The following is a 20,327-nucleotide window of genomic DNA, read 5'->3' on the forward strand; positions in this document are numbered from 1 at the left end:
TTCGCGCCCTTCCATTGGGTGGTGGTGTGGCAGACGATGCAGTCTTTGGGGAAGCCGGCGGCCGCGTGATTGGGTGTAGACGTCTTCTGGTAGTCGGGGGTATGGCATCCCTCGCAGGTGGAGACGGTGCCTGCGTACTTATTGCCGATGTGACAGCTCTGGCACGGTGTGGCGACATGCGCGCCGGTCAGAGCGAACTTTGTCTTGGAGTGGTCGAAGAGGGCGCCCTTGCCCTTTCCACTGGGTGGTTGTATGGCAGACGGCGCAGTCCTTGGGGAAGCCCGCTGTGACATGGTTAGGATTCGTCGTCTTCTGATAGTCGGGAGTGTGGCACCCCTCGCAGGTGGACACGGTGCCGGCGTACTTGTTGCCGACGTGGCAACTCTGGCAGGGCGTTGCAACGTGAGCGCCAGTCAAAGCGAACTTTGTCTTGGAGTGGTCAAAGACTGCGCCCTTCCATTGCGTGGTCGTGTGGCAGAGGGTGCAACTGGTGGAGAACCCGGCAGAAGCATGATTCGGGTTCGTGGTCTTCTGGTAGTCCGGCAGGTGACAGCCGTCGCAGGTCTGTGGAGTGCCTTTGAAGACGTTGCTCACGTGACAGAGTGAACATTGCGCCTGAAGGTGTGCCCCGGTCAACGGGAATTTTGTCATTGTCGTGTGATTGAAAACCGCACCCTTCCACTGGGTTGTGGTGTGACAGAGCGTGCAGTCTTTTGGGAAGCCGGCTGCGGCGTGATTGGGGTTTGTTGTCTTCTGGAAGTCTGGAGTGTGACAGCCCTCACAGGTGGATGGAGTCCCAGCGAACTTGTTGCCGATATGGCAGCTTTGGCAGGCGGTTGCCACGTGCGCTCCGGTCAGTGCGAACTTCGTCCTTGCGTGGTCGAATTGCGCGCCCTTCCACTGAGTGGTGGTATGGCAGATGGAGCAGCTTGTCGAAAACCCGGCAGAAGTATGATTCGGATTGATGGTCTTCTGGTAATCCGGCATGTGACAGCCTTCGCAGTTGGAGACCGTGCCGGTGAACTTTCCGCCCACGTGGCAACTGGCGCATTGGACGGTTGTATGTGCACCCGTTAGTGGGAACTTCGTCTGGGCGTGGTCGAACCTGGCGCCTTTCCACTGAACGGTGGTGTGGCAGACATTGCAGTCTGTTGGGAATCCGGAGGCCGCGTGATTGGGGTTCGTGGTGCCCTGGTAGTCCTTCAGATGGCAGCCTGAACAGACCGCCGGGGTGCCGGTGTACTTCCCGCCGACATGGCAACTGGCGCAGGCGACCGTTGTGTGCGAACCGGTGAGAGGGAACCTGGTCTTACCGTGGTCGAACTGGGCGCCTTTCCATTGGGTGGTTGTGTGGCACGAGGCGCATTCCTGGCTGAATCCCGCGGCCTGATGATTGGGCGAAGTCGTTCCCTGGAAATCCTTCAAATGGCAGCCAGAGCAGGTCTGCGGCGTGCCCGCGAACTGGCCGCCGACATGGCAGCTCTGGCAGGCAAGTGGAGAGTGGGCGCCTGTGAGGGGGAACTTGGTCATCGCGTTGTGGTTGAAGTTCGCGCCCTTCCACTGTGTCGTGGTGTGGCACACCGTGCAGTCCTTCGGGAATCCCGCGGCCGCGTGCTCCGGTGACTTGGCGGCCGTGAAGTCCTTCAAGTGACAGCCTTCGCAGGTTGCTGCTGTGCCGGCGAACTTGTTTCCGACATGGCAGCCGAGGCAGGCCACCGATGTATGCGCACCTGTCAAGGGGAAGCGCGTGCTGGCCGCATGGTCGAATTGGGCGCCCCTCCACTGGGTGGTGTTGTGGCAGGTGTTGCAAGTCTTCGGGAATGCGGCTGCAACATGCGCGGGGTTTGTGCTGGTCTCGTAGGCCTTTATATGACAGCCGTCGCAGGTTTGAACCGTGCCGGTGTATTTGCCCGCCACATGACACAGAGCGCATTCGACAGAGGTGTGCGCGCCTGTCAATGGGAAGCGGCTGAGAGAGTGGTCGAACTTGGCGCCCTTCCAGACTGTGGTTGTGTGACAGCTCGCGCAGTCTTTCGGGAAGGCACTCGCGGCGTGGTTCGGGTTCACGGTCTTCTGATAGTCGGGCATGTGACAGCCGTCGCACTGCTGCGGTGTCCCGGCGAAGCGCCCGGCTACGTGGCAGGCTGAGCAGGCCACCGATGTGTGCGCACCCGTGAGAGCAAATGTTGTGCGCGCCGCGTGGTCGAAGACAGCACCGCGCCAGGTCGAGGTGGTGTGGCAGGTCTGGCACTCTCGGGGGAATCCGGCCTGTACGTGGTTCGGATCGGTGGTGGATGCGAACTGCGTGTTGTGGCAGTCGAAGCACTGCGCGGGCGTTCCAACATACCGGCCGCCTACGTGGCAGCTGCGGCATTCCAGCGTGGTGTGGGATCCGGTGAGCGCGAAGCCGGTTACCGCCTGATGATCGAAGCGGGCGCCGCGCCAGGTGTCCATGCCGTGGCAGCTCTCGCACTTGATGGCGAACCGTCCACTGGTGTGCGGCGGGTTCTGGGCTTTCGCGAAATCGGCTGTGTGGCAGGCTGCACAATCCGTGCTCAGGCCAAGGTACTGCCCGACCGCAGCGCCGCGATGGCAGCTCTCGCAGGGCACGCTCGCGTGCGCCCCAACCAGTGGGAATCGATTGGAATGTTCACGTGTCTGCTGGACGGCGGTCTTCCAGCCCTTGACGGTGTGGCAATCCTCGCAGCGGCCCCCGAACTGGCGTCGATGGATATCTGCGTGACAGGCGGCGCAGGTGTGGCCCACATCCTTGAAGACTCTGGCAACGTGGCAGCCGGAGCACGCCACCCCGGCGTGCATACCACGCAGTGGATAGGCCGTTTCTGTGTTGTGATTGAACTCCGGCTGGGCACGGAGCGGACGCCAACTGCTGGAGGTGTGACAGGTCTCACAAGCGACCTTCAGCGGCCCATGTGGGTTGCGGGTCCGGTTGGCGCCCGGTGCTGTCTGGCTGGACAGCAGGGCCGGCAAGCCCATGAGCGCGATCAGAGTCAGGACAATCCTCTTCATTCGTGGCATGCCTCGCAACGTCTGGGAGTTCCGCGATAGACAACCACCCTTCCGGTGGCACCGGCTTGGCCGGTGTGGCACATCCGGCACGGCACCCGTTCGTGCGCACCGGACAGAGAGAAGGTGGAGTGCTTCTGGTGATCGAATGAGTCGGCCCGCCAGTTTGTGGGCCCGTGACACCGGCCGCAATCCGGCTGTGGCTGGCCGGAGCCGCGAAACTGCCCGGCGTGGACATCCGCATGGCAGGCGGCGCATTCTTTGCCCGCAGTATGAAACACGATTGTTCTGCGGGCATTGGCTGTCGCGGGTTTGTGGCATCCAACACAGGGAGCCCCGCGATGCCGGCCGAGCAGTGGAAACGCGGTCCGGCCGTGGTCGAACGGTGCAGTCTCGCGCCAGTTCCGCGCAGTGTGGCATTGATCGCAGGACCAGTTGCCCTTGAGCGCCGGGCTGGCCGCGTCGCTATGTGGATTCTCGTGACAGGCGGCGCATTCCTGCCTCAACCCGTGGTACTGAATGGGTTCGGCCGCACTGGCAGAGTGGTGGCAGTCGGCACATGGAACCGCCTTGTGGCCGCCGGCCAGAGGGAAACTCGACTTCGCGTGATCCACCAGGGTGTAGCGCACCGTCTTCCACCCAACGACGTCATGGCATTGCTCGCAGCGGTTCCGCCAAGGTGCGCCGGAAAACTGCCCGGCGTGGCGGTCCTTGTGGCAGCGCAGGCAGGAGTCGAAGGCGGGATGGAAGTTCAGGGCTGTTCCTCCTCCGGGGTGGCAGTTACCGCACGCTACTTTCGCGTGTCCACCCCCCAACGGGTAGCGGGTCTGCGCGTGCGCCGCCGAGTCGAAAAGTATGGTCTTCCAGCCCGACTCGTTATGACAGGCAGCGCACTCCCCACCCGCCCGGGCGAGCAGTTGTCCCTGGTGCTTGTCGCGGTGGCAATCCATGCAGCGCTCATGCGCTACGGGTGTCCGGAAGTTGGCCGTCGCGTGGCACTTCTGGCAGTCGACGGCGCGGTGCAGGCCCACCAAAGGAAACTTCGTGCGGCTGTGATCGAAAGTGGATTCGCTGTGGACCGTCTTCCAGTTCTCCGTGGTATGGCACTTCTGGCAGTCGGCCGCGAATGCCCCTCCGTGTTTGTCCGCATGGCAGGACTTGCACTGTTCCTGGAAAACGAAGTTCTTGTACTGAACCCGGTTGCCGAGCGCAGCGACTGGTTTGTGGCAACCATCGCAGCGGACCCTGGTATGCGCACCCGTGAGGGGGAACTCGGTTTTGTCGTGCTGGAAGCCGGAGGCGTTCTTCCACTGATCCTGCGAATGGCACTTCTCACAATTGGCGCCGAGCGCTCCGCGGTGGATGTCGTCATGACAACTTGCGCATGCCCCACTCAGGCCGAGCAGCGTCTTGGAAAGGTCGTTCTGTTTCAGTTCCTGCCTGGCGGTGTCCAGGATATGCTTGGGTTGGTGACACTGCTGGCAGGACAGCCCGGCGTGACGTCCTTGCAACATGAACCCGGCCTGGCGGTGATCGAACTTGGCTTTCGGAACACGCCAGCGGACCAACTCGAAGGCCCGCCCATTGTGCTCAGCGTGACATCGGGCACAGTCACTGGAAGCGGCGTTGCCGGTTCCCCGGATGATCTGTGCGTGATAGCCGGCTTTCTGTTCCAGGCGCCGGCGGATCTCCACGTGGCAATCCAGGCACTTGAGATGCGCTCCACCTGTTCCAAAACTGTGGCAGCTGGCGCACTTTAGCGCGCCCTCCAATGCCTGGTGAGAATGGGACAGCTCTCCCGGCGACATCTGCGCATGCAGCGTCCCTAAATTGAACAGCAGCCCGATCAGGAGCGTGCTTCCTACCCCAACCCGTATTCCTAGTAAGAGCATTACCAACCCAACTGCAGAATTCACTAACGGCGCGTGTGTACGCACCACTCCTAGGTGAATGCCCTCAGCATGGCGGTGGTTCGGTAATATCGGCTGAACTTCCGGTAAGAATTTCCGGAGAAGCCGAGTGGTGAAGCCCGGGATTGTAGCCCAGGCTACACTACATACAAATCCGACAGCTCTGTGAGAAGGCCCTGCTGGTGGGCAGCGGCAATCTCGATCACCCGTTACGGAGAAGCTGGAACGCCTTCAGAGAGCTTATTGCACCCTTCGTTAGTTCCCCTTACGTAGCAATCGCTATGCCAGTTTCAATGATGTTTGCAGGTTGCCGATATCGTTGGAAAATTCAACAGTTTGAGGTTGTCTCTCACGCCTTGAGAGCGTTGGGTTTGCGTTCCACTGCCTTAGGTCCGGAGGCTCCCGGAACAAAGAAGTCCTGCCATCCTAATTTGCACTCTTTGATGATTTGCAGACCATACTCACAGCGCAAAAGATCGGCCGGACCTGTATTGTTCGTACCCATCGTGAACTTGACGCCAGCGGCTTTTGCCATCTGAACGAATAGGGCGCTGGGCAGCTTATACCGGTTGTTGATCTCCATCGCTACGCCGTTCCGCGCCAAGGCCGCCACCACCTTCTTCATCCGTTCCTCAGTCCACAAGCTGGCATAGTCCTTCGCAATGGCATCCGGAAGGAACGTCGGGTTGACGTAGATATCGACCGGTTCCTTGTCGATGATCCCCACGGCGCGATCGACCAGGGTATCCATGAACTCCTGCGGATCGGCGATCGTGCCGACTTCATCCGGCAGCCATGTCCGCATCCGGCGACCTCGATTGTCCGTCCACGTCATGGAATCGGTGAAGACATAGTCGAAGAGCGCCGCTGTCTTACTGGAGAACATTTGCGTCCACTCGCGGCCTTCCGCCTGCATGGCGACGAAGACCGGTTGGCCCTTCAGGCTCTCGACGAACTGGCGGGCCGTCGCGTCGTCCTGGACGGGGAAGCCCTTGCCGCAATTGACGGCGATCCCGTACATGATGCCATCCTGGCGCGACTTCTGGAGCGCCTGCTCGAGAGTGAGTCCGAGCTTCAGGTGCACATGGAAATCGACCATGGGGATGTTGTGTGCGCCGTAGTTGATGATGTCCACGAAGGTCTGGTCCGGCGGCGGATAAGCGATCTTCGTTGTGGGGAGCTCATCGGATAACGGCCGGACACGGATGCTCTTGTACATCGCGTGGGAGCCCGGATCGTGACCCTGCAGCGCGAAAGTCCCGTGATCCAGGAACCGGCCGCGCTCGGAGCCTTCGGCAATCACGGGCGGGTTGGGCTCGTTGTAATCGACCACCAACATTCCGTTCAGCCGCACCTGTACGTTCTTCATGCGTACCGAGATGTGCAGCTTGAACCACTCGTTGTCGGGCACAAATTGCTTGTAGACATTGCGGACCCCATAAAGGGATCCCGTCTTCTTGCGTTCCCGGTAGCTGCCCTCACCCGTCGCCGTATTGTTGACTTGGACTTCGAAGCCTTTCTGCGGAAAGCCCGTCTCCTGATAGGTGGAATGGAAATAGACGCCCGAGTTGCAGCCCGGCTTGGTCATTACCTCCGCTTCGAGCTCGAAATTCCGGAAGTCCGCACCCTTCACTGGACCCTCATAGAAAAGGTGTGAGCGTCCGCCATCGTTCGACAGCAGACCGTCAACCACCTTCCATGTCCCCTTGTTCTCACTGGCTTTCCAACCTTTGAGCGAGGAGCCGTCGAACAGGGGAAGCCAGCCGTCATCGGCGGCGGACAGTTGGCTGGCGGCAGCCAGAGAGGCGACAAAAGCGCGGCGGGAGATTTCGGAGGTCGGCATCGGGAAAGTTCTCTGCCGTCAGTATATGGCGAATGCCTCCCTGCCTGCGCAGTGTGACGTCAATCGGCCGCTTTCTCATGAGGCCCTGATGCGGCGCGAGTCAGTTGGCGGCCCACCACCGCCAGCAGGGGGATTCCAATCACCAGTAAGGCCGACCCGACCGCCGCGTCGTTGGTGTGCTTCGGCCGGACCGAGGCGGTTGCCGCCGCGAGGCAGAACAGCGCGAGTAGCGCGGACGCTGTCAGCAGCCACACCAGGCGCTCACGTGCTGGCAGCGTCTGCACCGCATGCCAGTGGAGCAGCGTCGTGGCGGGCAGGCTGAGGATCAGAAACGCGTATTCAAGCCAGTAGGAGTCCTGGCGTCCCGAGGCGATATCGTGAAGCGCGCCGAACACCGCATACGCGATGCCCAGCGCGCCAAGAATGAAAAGAATGAGTCGCCCGTCGCGCATGCCCGTAGCATATTCAGCCGCGCGCCCGGCGGCACGGCACCTCAGTGCGAGAGTGACTCCACCATACTCTCTAGACTCTTCCGGTTTACCTCATCGGGCGCCTGGGCAAGAGCCTTCTTCGCGTGCTCCAGCGCCTTCGGCTTGTCGCCGACCGCGGCGTAGGCGCGAGCCAGACCGACATTCACCGGCCAGACGTCGCCGTTCCGCTTCGCGTTCAGCTGGAACACTTCCAGCGCCTCCTGGTTCTTCTTGTCGTTCAGCAACTGCCGGCCATACTGGTGGATCAGCAGGGGTGTGGCGGTGGGATGGTTCAGCGCTGTCAACATGATCTCCTTGGCCTCGGCTTCCCGGTTCAGCTTCGACAGAACCTGGGCCTTGGTGCTGAGTGTTAGGAAATTCGCTTGCCCCACATAGCGCATGTTGATCGCGGCATCGGCCCACTTCAATGCCTGTTCCAGGTGGGTGTTCTCGGCCAGGCAGAACTGGACGGCGGAAATATAGCCCTCGTGGCTGAAACCCGGAGTGGTGGTGAGTTCCTTCTCCAGGTGAGAGATGTAGATGTCGTTCGCATTCGGCACTTGAATCGTCCAACCGACGGACAGATCTTCCCACTGGAGTTCCGCCGTGGCTTGCGCGGGCTTGCGGCCCGTGAACTCATAGGTGAGCCATTCGCGATAGTCATGCTTCTGGGGTTTCACGCTGACTCGCAAAGCGTCCTTGCCCTCTTCGTAAAAGAAACTGCCCCAGGCATCGGAATTCTTGGACAGAATGAGGGTCCACTCTTCCGGGCCCGCCAGCATGTGCAGCCCGTAGCGCCCGGCAGTCAGCAGCTTGCCCTCGATCATCACATCGTTCGATACCGTGAAGACCGTGTTCTCGTTGGCGCCGGCGCGCCACGGCCCGGGATTGCCGCTACCAAACCCCAGGTTGGTCATGCCGTAGGGAACCAGTTTGCCCCAGATCTGTCCACGCCGGTCTTTGCCATCCGGGCCATGCACGGCGGGGCTGGAGTACTCGATACTGACCTTCACCGGGCCGATAAACTGGATGACCGCTGCTTTCTGATTGTTACCGCTCGGGGGCAGTGTCAGGCCCGGATATTGGGCCCAGGCAGCCGCGGCCAGAGCAAGTGGGAGAGAGAATCTGAGCATTCGCATCAGTGTCGTCAGACGCGAAGGCAAGGGAAGGGTATCTGGCGGGGAGGAAGAGTTTGCAGCGGGCAGGGAAGGGGGCGGGAGCGTGCCCCCTCACGCATGTGGACGACTTCTAGCCGTGCAGCTTCTGGAACGATTCCAGACAACGCTGCGCTGTCTCGATGGAAGAGAAGCGGCTGCCTTCCTGCTCCACCAGGTAGTACTCGATGCCGCCCTTCTTTTCAGCGGCCTCGAAAATCTTCTTCCAGGGCGCCACGCCTTCGCCAAACAGCACCTTGTAGCCGAGTTCCTTGTCCGGAGACCAGTCCTTGCAGTGGATGCAGTTGATACGGCCCGGATTCTGATTGATCCACAGGACTGGATCGGAGCCGGCTTCGATACAGGTGCCGATGTCCAACTGCAGCATCAACGTTTTGGGCGTCTCCTTCGCCAGAATCTCGATGGGCCGCGTTCCCTCCAACGGCTTAAACTCCGTCTGGTGGTTGTGGTAACCCCCGCGGATACCGGCCTTCATGAACTTCTCATGGCCTTGGGAAAGCGCGGCTGCGACCTTCTTCCAGCCGTCCAGCCCTTCCACTTTTCCGGAACTCGCCATCACAATAAACTTGCTGCCGATGATCGTATTCAGCTCGATGGCTTTGTCTACATTCTCCGGTGCGAATGAACTTGCGCTGTTATGCGTGGAGAACGCCTTGATATTCAGGTCGTCGAGCAACTTGCGGACGTCCTTGGCCTGGGCCGTGGTCCAGGAGAAGTAGGGGGAGAAAAACTCGACCCCCTGATAGCCAAGCTTGCCGACCTGACGGACCGTGTCCATCATGTCCTTTGCCAGCATGTCGCGAACGGAGAACAACTCCAAACCTACTGGGATCTTCTTGCCTTTAGCCGAAACAACGGTGGCGGCCGCTGCCGTTGCCAGGAAGGAACGACGAGAAAGCGTTGAACGTAGCATCGTGGGCAAGATATCACACTCGCCCAGGCTGGATCACTGTTGCGATGTCGCGGGCCACGGCCTGCAAATCCCTCTGCTCCACCAGTTCCGAGAAGATCTGCTCCAGCGAAGACAGATGCATGAGGTCCCTCAGGCGTTCGACAGAGTCGTTGGCCATGATGCGGCCCTTGTAGATGATGACAACCCGCTCGCAGACGCGCTCCACCACTTCCAACACGTGAGAGATGTAGAGGATCATCTTCCCCTGGCGCGCCAGTTCGTCCAGCAGATGCTTGAACAACTGCGCCGAGGTCACGTCCATACCCGAAAGCGGTTCATCCAGGATGAGGAGGTCAGGGTTGTGCATCAGCGCCGCGGAAATCAGGATCCTTTGGCGCATGCCCTTGGAGTAGGTGGAGATCGCGCCGTGCCGGAAGGCGTGCAAGGAGAACAGCTCCAGCAGGTCGTTGGCGCGCTGCTCGACCTCTCGTTCCCGTAACCCGCGCAGACGGCCGATGAGGCGGAGGTATTCGAGCCCTGTCAGGTAAGAGTACAGGATCGCCTCTTCCGGCACATACCCCAGGCGTCGTTTGAATCCGGTCCAGTCCGTGCTGATGTCGCGGCCGTCCAGCAGGACTTTGCCTGCACTGGGCGCCAGCAGTCCCGTGATCATCTTGACCGTTGTCGACTTGCCTGAGCCGTTAGGCCCCAGGTATCCGGTGACCTCGCCCGGCAGCACCTGGAAGCTCACATCATCAACAACGGCATTGTTGCGGTAGTACTTCGTGAGTCCGGCCAGTTCCAGCATGACGACCCTCCCGCGCTAGCGAATGACCAAGCCAAGGGTGTGAATCGAGCCCTCATCGATGTCTTCATAGTTGACGTTCGTGGTCTCTTTCAGCAGGGTCTGCCGCCAGATCCCCAGCAGGATGAGGACCGTCGCCACCGTCCCGTAGAAGATCAGGGTAGCCGGCACTGAGCCGTACATCCAGACCTCCAGCCGCGCCATCCATTCGCTGTAGGTGGTGAAGCCGAGGACATAGATCACCAGCAGGCCGACCAGGTTCACTTTCCCCGGATAGAACGAGCAGGTGAACGGCACCTTGCGGTAGCTGAGGAACAGTAGTTCCAGGATCACGACAGAGAGCGTCAGGCCGTACGCCAGATGGTAAACCGCCTGGCGCCACGGGAAGTAGCGGAACTCCATCACAGCGAAGGCGGCGAACATGGGCACGATCGCGCAGAGCACGATCCACTTGCGGGTGGCCCGCAGGCAGGGCTTTGCGATCTGCGCGTCCGTCATCTGGAACAGCCAGTTGGCGGTGAGCTCCGACGGGAAGTTGAACGCGGCCCGCAGTCCCGAGACCAGGATGAAAGAGAGCACGAGCGGCAGTTGCAGCTTGCCGTTCCGGCCCACCGTGAAGTGAAAGAAGGCGAGTGCCGCACCCAGGCCGCCATACATGGCGAGGAACAGCCTGTGCTTCGGGCTGCGCGCAATGGTCTCGCTGATGAAATGGAATACGGCCCTCTCCACGGCTCCGGTCAGGACGAACCGGTTCAGGAGACCATCGAGAGTCCTCCGCACGAATCCTGGACCGCTGGGGCTAGGCTCCGGGGCCTCCACCACGCGCCTTACCTGCAGCCGGTAAGCAGGCAGGTAGGTGACCGCAAACAGCAGCAGGACGACGCCAAGGGCCTGCAGGGCGCCCGGCCCCATCTCGCGAAACGCCTGATTCCTGGTGGCTGGGCTCAACCATTCGTAGAGGCCCGTGAACCACACGCTGGGCAGGCAATAAAGAATCCAATGCCGCGACGTCACCAGCATCCGGGTGCTCATCCCGATGAACGGCGTCACCACCAGCAGCAGGACGAACAGGCCCATCAGCAGCGTTTGCAGGAGTACCGAGAGCCGCCGCAACAGCCAGCCGCTGAACAGGACGACGAGCGCGCCCCGCATTACGGCCACGGTCAGGGCCATGAATAGTCCAGCCGAGCCAACTACGAAGATGTGCCTGGCCCAGTTGTCGACAAGCCCGCCTCGGCTCTCGATGCCGGGCCAGAACAGGGTGCCGAACAGATTCACGTCCACCAGGAAAATGCTCATGAGCAGGGCGATGGCCATCAGCTTGGCCGTGAACATCTGGAGCCGCTTCAGCGGCAGAGGAGTCAGGATCTGGTAATCGCGGCGGTCCGGGAACAGGGCGTCCCACTCGAAGACGAGGATGAACCCCATCACGAGCATCGACAGCGAGACAAACATGTGCCGCAATGTGACGAGCGACCAACCCGTCATCCCGAACGGCCGGAAGAGCAACACGAAAAAGGCACTGGGCGCCGCAAGAATTCCCAGCAGTTGAGCCAGGCTCGCCATGGGATCCCCCTGAGGCGAGAGGGCTTCCTTGTCGAAAAAGCGCCCGAAGAAATGCGCCACCAGGACAGCGTGAGTGTTGGCCGTTTTCGCTCCGTCGTCCGCCATCCGCTTGCCCGCCTCGGATTGGAGCAACTTCTGCACGCTGGTATAGACGCCGGTTGACTCCGGTTGTTCCCGGCCCAAATCTTCAGGAATACGGCTTGGTCAGGGCGGGATCGCGCTCAGGCAGGGATGTCGGTCGGCCAGTTGCGGAGCACTTCGTTGCGATTGACGGCGGATTTCCAGCGCCGGTTCAGGCGGCCCGCAACATCCGGCCGGTCGTGCAGAACGTGGCCCAGGCCGAGTTGCAGATGCGGCTGCTCCACTTCGTCCTCATAACTCAGGCGGCTCTCGATCTCATGCCAGTGATTGGTGAGACCGCCTGTATCCAGCAGGACGATGCGGTCGCCGGTCACGCCGTAATTCTTGAGATGTGAGTCGATCGAGAACACACCGTGCTGCCAGCCTTGGCGGCGCGTCTCCAGCAGGCGGGCCAGCCACCGTTCCATCTCCTCATATCGCCCGGCTGCCGCCAGTTCATTCAGCCGCTGGTAGAGCGTGGACTCCACTCGTTCCGTTGCTTCGGAAATCGTAAGCCAGCCCGGCCAGCCACCTACACGGACTTTGGCCGGCGGGAAGGTCACCACTTCCGGCATCAACTCGGTCCCGGCCAGGCGCTGCCGGGCCAAACCCTCGCCGCGCCGGTCCCGCTTTCGATAGATTCGCCACATCTCACCAGCGTGGGATGTGAACCACACACCGCTTGGCACCACCAGCACCAGGGCGTGGACAATGTATCGCAGCAGGCGGATCTGGCGCGAGGGATGCTCCAGCAGCCGTCGTGCGAAATCGCCTGGCGTGTGGCGTTCCAGGCTGCGAACGAGTTTCCAGACAACAATCAACGCCAGGATCTCAGATGGTGTGCGCTCACGTTTGACAACCCACTGCTGGGACGCATACACCACTTTGCCGATGCCCTCGCCGAGCCTTACAAGCGTTTGATTGGTCAACTCCTGCGGTGCCCGGGGCAGCACTCTTGGTTTCCCCGCGCGGCTTTCTACTTCAGCTCGACGCGACATAGCCATCCTTGTCCTATCACGGTTTCACCCGTTTGGGAATCCCCGACGCAAGATAGCGGTGCACCGGCGACGGCTGGCCGGTGCTCCGCGTACTCTTGGTCGGCGAGTCGTGGAACCGTCTCTCCGTTGGCTAGGCCAGCGTCTTGATCCGGATGTTCCGGAACTCCACCTTTGAGCCATGGCCCAGGAATCCGACGTGCCCGCTCTTGCGCAGCAGTCCGGGGTGCTTCTTCAGGACCTCGGGGTCTTTCACAGTAGCCAGGTCCACATCTGTGATGACGGTGCCGTTGAGCGTGACCTTGATCTTCGTCCCCTTGGCCATGATCTCTTCGGTATTCCACACACCGTTTCGCTTCACAAATCCGTGCTTGGCGGCGAACACGCCGTAGACCGAGCCGGTGTACTGCTCCGGTTTGATGGGCTCCTTGCCGTGGTACATGGCTGATTCTTCATCGAGGATCTGAATCTCCATGCCAACGTAAGCGGCGTCACCCTCGAGCGGTGCTCGGATGCCCACGCCGTTGTTGCTGCCTTCCCACACACGCCATTCCAGCCTCAGGATGAAGTCGGAGTACTCTTTCTCGGTGAAGAGGTTCCCGCCGCCTTCCTTTGGGCATTCGATCACCCCGTCCGTCACCACATAGCCCGGACCGCGGCCATGCACGAGAGTCCAGCCATCCAGGTTCTTACCGTTAAACAGCGGCGTAAAGCCGGTTTCTTCCTGTGCGAGCGCGACAGGCGCTGCCGCTAGAGCAGCGAGGAGTGCGCGTCTGGTGGTCATTTTTGTTCCTGAAGTCCTTTGAGTAGTTGGATGCATTCAATCATTGCCCGGCCGTTGTGGTAACCGGCCTTCCAGGTATTGGCCTTGTCGCCCGAGGACTCGAGCCGTTCACTCACCGATGGCCACCATTCTCCATGCACCCAGTCGATCTGGTGGCGGTTGGTGAAAACCCATGTCTTCTCGAAGATACCCCAATACAGAGGGTCGTTGGTCAATTTGAACATTGTCAGCGCGCTGACTAACGCTTCCGCTTCCACCCACCACGTCTTGCTGCGCGCCGTGGCAGGCTGCAGGAATGGCCCCCAGTCCCAGAACCCGCCGTCCTTCTCATCCCAGCCATATTTGAGCGAATAGGCGAAATTGCTACGGAACAGGTCCATCATCGGCGCCACCGGGACACGAGCCGTCTCGGCTGCGTCCACCAGTAGCCAGATGTTTTCCAGGTCGTGCCCATAGCTGGCGCGCGCTCCGCCGCCTTCGCGGATCGGCGTCCAATCCAGCTTGTACTGGTCGCTGCACGAGCCCACATCCTTGCGCACCACGGCGTTGCTCTCGATCATCATTAATTCCAACAGCCGCTCTCGCGCCAGGGGTAACTGGGACGCCCGGTAGAACGTCGTCATCGCCTCCATCAGGTGCAGGTGTGTGTTCATCAGCTTCACACTGCTGTCCACGCCCATGTAACCCTGCTCGCCTAAGGGCGACGGAGTCCAGTCTTCTTCAAAGGTCTCCCGGTAGCCGCCGTACTTTGCGTCGTGCGCCTTCTTCTCGAACAGGTCGAAAACCTTTGTGGCAAAGGCGAGAACGTCCTTGCGCCCGGACGCCTGCGCATACTCGCTGATGGCGTACAGCGCAAACGACTCGCCGTACATGTGCTTCTTCGGGCGCAACTTCTTCTCGCCCGTCACGTCGACTTCCCAATAGAAGCCGCCGTTCTTCGCATCCCACATCTTTGTCGTCAGGAACTGGTAGCCATGCTCGGCCGCCGCCAGCATCTGCTTTCGGTCGCCATAACCCGCCCGGGCGGCGCGCGCGAACAGCCAGACCATGCGCGACTGCGTCACGATCATCTTTGGCGCATCGCCCTTCGGCTTCCCCTCCGGACCGTGGTTGATAGTGTAGCCTCCGTGCTTGCGGTCCAGGGACTGGGGATACCAGAAGCCCAGGATGTTCTCGCGCAGCGCCTTCTCCATCGGTGCGGCCACCGCTGCCGGAGTCAGGCTTTGGGCGGCCACCGGCCCCAGAACAGCACACATCGCGAGAAGACAGCCCACTACATTCATGCGTGCGATTGTATAACGTAAGGGCATGTCGAAAGTCCTTCTACTGGCTGTCTTCCTCTCCTCCCTGCTGCCCGCGGAAACGCTCCGCGTCATGACCTTCAATGTCCGCTATCCGAATCCCGGCGACGGCGCCAATGTCTGGTCCGCCCGGCGCGACCTCTTTGTCGAAACCGTGAAGGCTAACGCGCCCGACGTGATGGGCACGCAGGAGTTGTTCTACGAACAGGGCCAGTACATCGTGGAGAAGCTGCCAGGTTATGCCTGGTTCGGCGTCAGCCGCCGCGGCAACCACGAGGACGAACACATGGGTGTCTTCTATCGCAAGGATCGCCTGCGCGTGGTCGACTCGGGCGATTTCTGGCTCTCCACAACCCCGGAACGGGCCGGCAGCAGTTCCTGGCAGATGAGCCTGCCGCGCATGGTCACCTGGGCCCTGTTTGAGGCGCGTAATGGCGGCGCCAAGTTTTTATTTCTCAACACCCACTTCCCTCACCGGGACGTCGACGAAGCGGCCAGGGTGAAGTGCGCCAGGTTGCTGGCAGGCCGCATCGGACTCTACGAGGACGACCTGCCCATCGTCCTCACGGGCGACTTCAATGCGCCGGCTGCCGGCGGCGCCTATGCGATTCTGAGCCCGCTGATGAAGGACGCCTGGAAGGAATTGCATCCGGCCCGCGAAGAAGGGACGTTTCACGGTTTTCGGGGCACGCCGCGAGCCGACCGTATCGACTGGATTCTCTACCGTGCGCCTTGGAAAGTGACCTCGGCCGAAATCATCACCACGCACAACAGTGCGCTGTACCCCTCTGACCACTTCCCGGTCCTGGCGGTCTTTGAGTTGCCTTAGTTCTCGTGCGGGGTTCTGGCCCGGCGAGCCTGCCATTCGAACAGCGTTGCAACGACGTGCGAAGGAGGGCCGGTCATTGCCTGCCGGAACTCATAGCCCGTACCGATCTTCAGGCGGGCGTTCACTTTCCACAGGACGCCCGCCGTGTAGCGCCCGTACCACACGCCTCGCTCATGCAGCGCCTCGCCGCTGGCGTAGGGCTCGCCCAGGCGGAGTTTCTTAGTCAGCAGGGTCCGCGTGCGCCACCGGCGGTAGTCCTGGAACTGGTCTGAGTGAAAGCTCTCCAGGGCGCCGCGCGCATCGACTGACCATGTTTCGCCGCGCAATACCCGGTATTGCAGCCCCCCGAATGCTCTGTGGATGTCGTAGTTGGTGTGGACCACCCGCCGGTTCTGGTTCGTAAAGTAGTAGCCGGTAATGACCAGTAGCCTCGGGTTGGCCTGCCACAACAACACGGGCCCGCCGCGGAACTGGTTGTAGGCGCCTATGTTCTCAAATGTCCTGAGGCGCGTGTGCATCTGCAGCGTCAGGCCGCGTCGCCACTCGAAATTCAGGTTGAGAATGTGTAGCGACTCGACATCGTCCGCATAGGCAGGGGACTGAGCCAGCGCTGCCAGCATGGCGCCGGCCAACAGCCACTGTTTCATTTCAGTTGATTTTTCATTACAGCACGCTCGCGGCGCGGTGTGGCATGCTTTTAGGTGTCTTTCGATTTGGACCTCGTAGAAGCCCGTGTACTCGGGTGCCTCGCTGAAAAAGACATGGCCACACCGGAATACTATCCGTTGTCGCTCAATGCCTTGACCAACGCCTGCAATCAGAAATCGAACCGCGAACCGGTCGTTAGCTACGACGAAGTGACTGTCCGGGAAGGACTTTGCTCCTTGCGGGATCGTGGACTGGCGACTTTCGTCTCCGAGACTGGAAGCCGCGTGGAGAAGTTCCGGCACCGGCTCAATGAGCGCTTCAACTTCACTCGCGGCGAGCTCTCAGTGCTCACCGTCCTGCTGCTGCGCGGTCCGCAGACGCCCGGTGAGCTGCGCCAGCGGACGGATCGGATGCACGCGTTCGAGGATCTCGACGCCCTCACGCACACCCTGGAGAAACTGGCCGCCCGCGATCCTGAGCCGGTGGTCCGCCAGTTAGAGCGCGTCCCGGGCATGAAGGAGGCGCGCTGGGCCCACCTGCTATCCGGCGAACCGGTCCTGGCGGCCACGCAATTGGTGGAGTACGTTTCCGTGCAGACGCATGGCTCTCCTCTCCAGGAGCGTGTGGAGTACCTGGAGGCCGCACTGAAGTCCCTGCGCGAGGAGTTCGAGCAGTTCAAAGCCCAGTTCGGCTGATCCTGTACCGTCTAGGAGAGTTTGGCTTCAAGCTCCGCCCATCGGGCGTAAAGCCGATCCACTTCCGTCTGTGCTGCCTGCATGGCCGCATAGGCGGCCTCCAGTCGCCGTGCCTCGCCTTCAATCGACGCGTCGTGCACCTCGGTATGTGCCTGTTCTAGCGTCGCTTCCGCCTGCAGGATCTTCTCCTCCATGCCTTCCCACTCGCGTTGGTCGAGATAGGAAAGGCGCTTCTTCGGTGCGGCTTCAGCAGATTTGCCAGCCGGAGCGGATTGCGACTTCGCCAAAGCCGCCTTGGCCTGCCTGGCTTCTTTCAAGCCCGCTTCCCACTGGGACAGGTCGGCATAGATCCGCGCGCCCCCGTCGCCGTCCAGGCCAAGGACCGCGTTGGTCACCCGGTCCATCAAATACCGGTCGTGCGTGACCAGCACCAGCGCGCCTGGGAACTCCGCCAGGCTGTCTTCCAATACTTCGAGGGTCGGAATGTCCAGGTCGTTCGTGGGTTCGTCCAGCAACAGGACGTCGGCCTGCTCCAGCATCAGGCGGGCGATATGGACCCGCGCCCGCTCTCCACCGGATAGACTCCCTACCGGCTGCACCAGTTGTTCCTCTTTGAAGAGAAACTGCTTTGCCCAACCGTTCACATGGATCGTACGGCCGTTAAACACCACTGAGTCGCCTTCCGGTGCCAACGCTCGCCGCAGCGTCAGTGCCGGATCAATTTGCTGCCGGTTCTGCTCAAAGTAAACGACCCGCAGATTGTCGGCCCGTCGGATCTCACCCGCCGTCGGCTTCAGTTGGTCTAGCAGCAGGCGCAAAAGCGTGGTTTTGCCGCTTCCGTTCGGGCCGGCCAGGCCAAGGCTGCGGCCCGGCGCCAACACGAAATCGAGATTCCGCATCAGGGTGCGTCCGCCGATTCCGTACTCGAGCCCCGTGACTTCGATCAGTTTCTTGGTCTTCCGGTCGCTGGCGGTGAAGTCAATCTGCGCCTTCGCCGTGCGGGTTCTGGTCTCGATATCGTCCAGGGCCGCAATCATCTCGTTGGCGGTACCGATGCGCGCCTTCGACTTGCGGGTGCGTGCCTTCGCTCCACGCCGCAGCCACTCCACTTCGCGTTTGACTCGGATCTCCAGCGCCTCGCGGTGTTTGGACTGCGCTTCAAAGTACTGTTCCCGCTTCTCCAGGAACGTGCTGTAGTTGCCGGCTACCCGGAACAATCCGTCCGGATAAACACGGTTCAACTCCATCATGTTCGTGGCCACATTTTCCAGGAAGTAGCGGTCGTGGCTCACCACGACGCAGCCGAACGGGGCGGCCGCCAGCATCCGCTCCAGCCACGCAATCCCCTCGATGTCCAGGTGGTTTGTGGGTTCGTCCAGCAGCATCAGATCCGGGCGGTCGACCAGCGCCACCGCGATCGCCAGGCGCTTGCGCCAGCCTCCGGAGAGTTCTCCGGCACGCACCGTCGGGTCGGTGAAACCCGCTTGTCCGAGCGCTACGGGAACGAGCGTGGGTTCAAATGCCGCCTCGTCAAGAATCTCGCGGACTGTTTTCTTTGGCTCAAAAACAGGATCCTGCGGGACGTAGGTCATCCGCACACCCTTGCGAAGCGCGACTTCTCCGCGGTCGGCTTGGTCCAGTCCGGCCAAGACCTTGAGGAGCGTGGACTTTCCGGCGCCATTCGGGCCGATCATGCCATGGCGTTCGCCGTCGCTGATCGTCAGCGACACGTTTTCGAAGAGAGTGGTGGCCCCAAATTGGCGGGCGATGGATTGGCAGTTGAGCAGCAGCGCCATGCGTCTCTTTCCAGTGAACCACAGGCTTGTGGATGTCATCGTCCCGGCCATCCGATTGCTGGGGTATAATATGGGCGGAGGTGGGTCTTCCCGAGTTTCCACTTCGCGAAACCCTCATCGCTCTTTTCCGCAACCTGGCTTCGGAGAGCCGGGACCCCACTTCTTGCGCTCCTCTTCCCGGACGACTGCCGAATTTGCGGCGCTGAACTGACTGAATTAAGCCGGATTCCAGTCTGTGCCAAGTGTCTCGAAGCACCCTCCGCTCTTCTCCCTGAGCACTTCTGTTCTCAATGCCGGACGCCGTTTCTGAACGCCCGGCCCTTGAACAGTGATGGAGTCTGCGGTCTGTGCGCCGCGGGTTTGACCCGGTACGACGCCGCCTACGCCTTTGGCGACTACGACGGTGAACTGCGCGACCTGATTCATTTGTTCAAATACCACCGAATGCGGGCGCTGGCGCGGCCACTGGGCCGCCTGCTGACGCGTGCACTGCCGAGAGACCAGATCTTTGACTCCATTGTGCCGATGCCCATCCATTGGCGCAAACTTCTCTCCAGAGGATTCAATCAGAGCCGGTTACTGGCCGGGGAGGTAGCACGCAGAACCGGGTTGCCTGTGGCAGCCTGCCTGCGCCGCAAACGAAACGCGCGCGCGCAGGCGGGATTGAGCGGAAAACAGCGCCGGGCCAACGTTGCCGGCGCTTTTTTTGTACCCAAGGGCAGCCGCCCCACCGGGCAACGCCTTTTACTGATCGACGATGTTTTCACGACCGGAGCCACGGCCAATGCCGCCGCCACTGCCCTGAAACGGGCGGGCGCCGCGCGCGTCAGCGTTCTCACGTTGGCCAGGACCGACCGGTTGAGCGGATTTCAAGTGGTAAGAATCGCTGATGGAATGGAGAGGAGTGACTGAATGATCACGACACCCGACCGCCTGCACAGGCCGGTGCTCGTGCTGAATGCCAGCTACGAGCCCATTAACATCTGTGCCGCGCGCCGTGCCCTCGTGCTCGTCTTGAAAGGCGTTGCCTTGACCGAAGAACACACGCCGGGCACGTTTCATGCCCAGCGGGCGGCCGTCCCGATGCCCAGCGTTATCCGTCTGTTGGAGTACCGTCGAATCCCGCATCAAACACGGGCACTTTCCCGCAAGAACATTATGATGCGCGACCGCTACACCTGCCAGTACTGCCACAAAGTTTTCAATAGCGCCGATCTGACGCTCGATCACGTCATTCCACGCTCACGGAGCGGGGAAACCACCTGGGAAAACTTGGTCGCCTGCTGCCATTCCTGCAATAACAAAAAAGGCAACCGGACTCCCGAAGAGGCGGGTATGCGCCTGCTGCACCAGCCGCGACCCTTCAACCTGCACACTGGACGCCACCTCATGCGCCTGCTGGCGAAGAGTGACGAGCAGTGGAAGAAGTACCTGTTTTATTAAGAGGATAGGGGCGGTCGCCGACCGCCCC

17 protein-coding genes are annotated in these 20,327 nt (G+C 61.2%); 4 read left to right on the top strand and 13 right to left on the bottom strand.

From position 1 onward, the window contains the following. Window positions 1-138 precede the first annotated feature (138 nt). The 11 genes from IRI77_RS28205 to IRI77_RS28255 all read right to left on the bottom strand — a co-directional run bounded on the left by IRI77_RS28205 (window position 139) and on the right by IRI77_RS28255 (window position 14,897). Entirely contained in the window at window positions 139-3,030 is a 2,892-nt protein-coding gene (locus tag IRI77_RS28205; RefSeq protein ID WP_194448311.1) for a hypothetical protein, read from the bottom strand. Continuing rightward, window positions 3,027-4,919 carry a cytochrome c3 family protein gene (locus IRI77_RS38735; RefSeq protein ID WP_407674003.1) on the bottom strand — a complete coding sequence of 631 codons (1,893 nt, stop codon included), beginning with the start codon at window positions 4,917-4,919 and terminating at the stop codon, window positions 3,027-3,029. The genes IRI77_RS28205 and IRI77_RS38735 overlap by 4 nt, the downstream gene beginning before the upstream one ends. A gap of 367 nt (window positions 4,920-5,286) precedes the next feature. Beyond that, window positions 5,287-6,780 carry a DUF1080 domain-containing protein gene (locus IRI77_RS28215; protein WP_194448313.1) on the bottom strand — a complete coding sequence of 498 codons (1,494 nt, stop codon included), beginning with the start codon at window positions 6,778-6,780 and terminating at the stop codon, window positions 5,287-5,289. 59 nt (window positions 6,781-6,839) lie between these two features. Further along, a complete protein-coding gene (locus tag IRI77_RS28220) occupies window positions 6,840-7,232 on the bottom strand; it encodes a hypothetical protein (RefSeq protein WP_194448314.1) in 393 nt (130 codons plus the stop codon). A gap of 41 nt (window positions 7,233-7,273) precedes the next feature. Further along, window positions 7,274-8,389, bottom strand: coding sequence for a DUF2911 domain-containing protein (locus IRI77_RS28225; protein ID WP_194448315.1), 1,116 nt, complete (start codon window positions 8,387-8,389; stop codon window positions 7,274-7,276). A gap of 109 nt (window positions 8,390-8,498) precedes the next feature. Continuing rightward, window positions 8,499-9,239 (bottom strand): sugar phosphate isomerase/epimerase family protein, encoded by a 741-nt coding sequence (locus tag IRI77_RS28230; RefSeq protein WP_228486358.1) that lies wholly within the window; start codon window positions 9,237-9,239, stop codon window positions 8,499-8,501. 112 nt (window positions 9,240-9,351) lie between these two features. Beyond that, a complete protein-coding gene (locus IRI77_RS28235; protein ID WP_194448317.1) occupies window positions 9,352-10,125 on the bottom strand; it encodes an ABC transporter ATP-binding protein in 774 nt (257 codons plus the stop codon). 15 nt (window positions 10,126-10,140) lie between these two features. Continuing rightward, window positions 10,141-11,829 carry a hypothetical protein gene (locus IRI77_RS28240; protein WP_194448318.1) on the bottom strand — a complete coding sequence of 563 codons (1,689 nt, stop codon included), beginning with the start codon at window positions 11,827-11,829 and terminating at the stop codon, window positions 10,141-10,143. 80 nt (window positions 11,830-11,909) lie between these two features. Next, window positions 11,910-12,761 (bottom strand): hypothetical protein, encoded by an 852-nt coding sequence (locus IRI77_RS28245; protein WP_194448319.1) that lies wholly within the window; start codon window positions 12,759-12,761, stop codon window positions 11,910-11,912. Window positions 12,762-12,936: 175 nt separating this feature from the next. After that, on the bottom strand, window positions 12,937-13,587 hold the full coding sequence (locus IRI77_RS28250; RefSeq protein WP_194448320.1) for a 3-keto-disaccharide hydrolase: 651 nt from the start codon (window positions 13,585-13,587) through the stop codon (window positions 12,937-12,939). Then, a complete protein-coding gene (locus IRI77_RS28255; protein ID WP_194448321.1) occupies window positions 13,584-14,897 on the bottom strand; it encodes an AGE family epimerase/isomerase in 1,314 nt (437 codons plus the stop codon). The genes IRI77_RS28250 and IRI77_RS28255 overlap by 4 nt, the downstream gene beginning before the upstream one ends. Here IRI77_RS28255 and IRI77_RS28260 point away from each other — a divergent pair. Next, window positions 14,896-15,717, top strand: coding sequence for an endonuclease/exonuclease/phosphatase family protein (locus tag IRI77_RS28260; RefSeq protein WP_194448322.1), 822 nt, complete (start codon window positions 14,896-14,898; stop codon window positions 15,715-15,717). The two genes, IRI77_RS28255 and IRI77_RS28260, sit on opposite strands and share 2 nt — an antisense overlap. Here IRI77_RS28260 and IRI77_RS28265 read toward each other — a convergent pair. Then, complete coding sequence (locus tag IRI77_RS28265) at window positions 15,714-16,364, bottom strand: DUF2490 domain-containing protein (RefSeq protein WP_194448323.1); 651 nt, start codon at window positions 16,362-16,364, stop codon at window positions 15,714-15,716. The two genes, IRI77_RS28260 and IRI77_RS28265, sit on opposite strands and share 4 nt — an antisense overlap. Window positions 16,365-16,418: 54 nt before the next feature. On the opposite strand from IRI77_RS28265, the gene IRI77_RS28270 reads away from it, so the two are divergent. Next, window positions 16,419-17,060, top strand: a complete 642-nt coding sequence (locus IRI77_RS28270) for a YceH family protein (protein WP_194448324.1) — start codon at window positions 16,419-16,421, stop codon at window positions 17,058-17,060. An 11-nt stretch (window positions 17,061-17,071) separates the two neighbouring features. Here the strand turns inward: IRI77_RS28270 and IRI77_RS28275 are convergent, their stop codons facing one another. After that, window positions 17,072-18,958, bottom strand: coding sequence for an ABC-F family ATP-binding cassette domain-containing protein (locus IRI77_RS28275; protein ID WP_228486359.1), 1,887 nt, complete (start codon window positions 18,956-18,958; stop codon window positions 17,072-17,074). A 219-nt stretch (window positions 18,959-19,177) separates the two neighbouring features. On the opposite strand from IRI77_RS28275, the gene IRI77_RS28280 reads away from it, so the two are divergent. After that, window positions 19,178-19,768, top strand: a complete 591-nt coding sequence (locus IRI77_RS28280; RefSeq protein ID WP_194448325.1) for a ComF family protein — start codon at window positions 19,178-19,180, stop codon at window positions 19,766-19,768. Continuing rightward, complete coding sequence (locus IRI77_RS28285) at window positions 19,769-20,299, top strand: HNH endonuclease (RefSeq protein ID WP_194448326.1); 531 nt, start codon at window positions 19,769-19,771, stop codon at window positions 20,297-20,299. The last annotated feature ends 28 nt before the right edge of the window (window positions 20,300-20,327 follow it).

Source organism: Paludibaculum fermentans (assembly GCF_015277775.1).
Lineage (GTDB): Bacteria > Acidobacteriota > Terriglobia > Bryobacterales > Bryobacteraceae > Paludibaculum > Paludibaculum fermentans.

Bases quoted from the DNA above. Each gene is read 5' to 3' on its own strand.
- IRI77_RS28250 (WP_194448320.1), bottom strand. From the start codon at position 13,587: ATGACCACCAGACGCGCACTCCTCGCTGCTCTAGCGGCAGCGCCTGTC.
- IRI77_RS28220 (WP_194448314.1), bottom strand. From the start codon at position 7,232: ATGCGCGACGGGCGACTCATTCTTTTCATTCTTGGCGCGCTGGGCATC.
- IRI77_RS28255 (WP_194448321.1), bottom strand. From the start codon at position 14,897: ATGCCCTTACGTTATACAATCGCACGCATGAATGTAGTGGGCTGTCTT.
- IRI77_RS28285 (WP_194448326.1), top strand. From the start codon at position 19,769: ATGATCACGACACCCGACCGCCTGCACAGGCCGGTGCTCGTGCTGAAT.
- IRI77_RS28260 (WP_194448322.1), top strand. From the start codon at position 14,896: ATGTCGAAAGTCCTTCTACTGGCTGTCTTCCTCTCCTCCCTGCTGCCC.
- IRI77_RS28235 (WP_194448317.1), bottom strand. From the start codon at position 10,125: ATGCTGGAACTGGCCGGACTCACGAAGTACTACCGCAACAATGCCGTT.
- IRI77_RS28215 (WP_194448313.1), bottom strand. From the start codon at position 6,780: ATGCCGACCTCCGAAATCTCCCGCCGCGCTTTTGTCGCCTCTCTGGCT.
- IRI77_RS38735 (WP_407674003.1), bottom strand. From the start codon at position 4,919: ATGCTCTTACTAGGAATACGGGTTGGGGTAGGAAGCACGCTCCTGATC.
- IRI77_RS28265 (WP_194448323.1), bottom strand. From the start codon at position 16,364: ATGAAACAGTGGCTGTTGGCCGGCGCCATGCTGGCAGCGCTGGCTCAG.
- IRI77_RS28205 (WP_194448311.1), bottom strand. From the start codon at position 3,030: ATGAAGAGGATTGTCCTGACTCTGATCGCGCTCATGGGCTTGCCGGCC.
- IRI77_RS28225 (WP_194448315.1), bottom strand. From the start codon at position 8,389: ATGCGAATGCTCAGATTCTCTCTCCCACTTGCTCTGGCCGCGGCTGCC.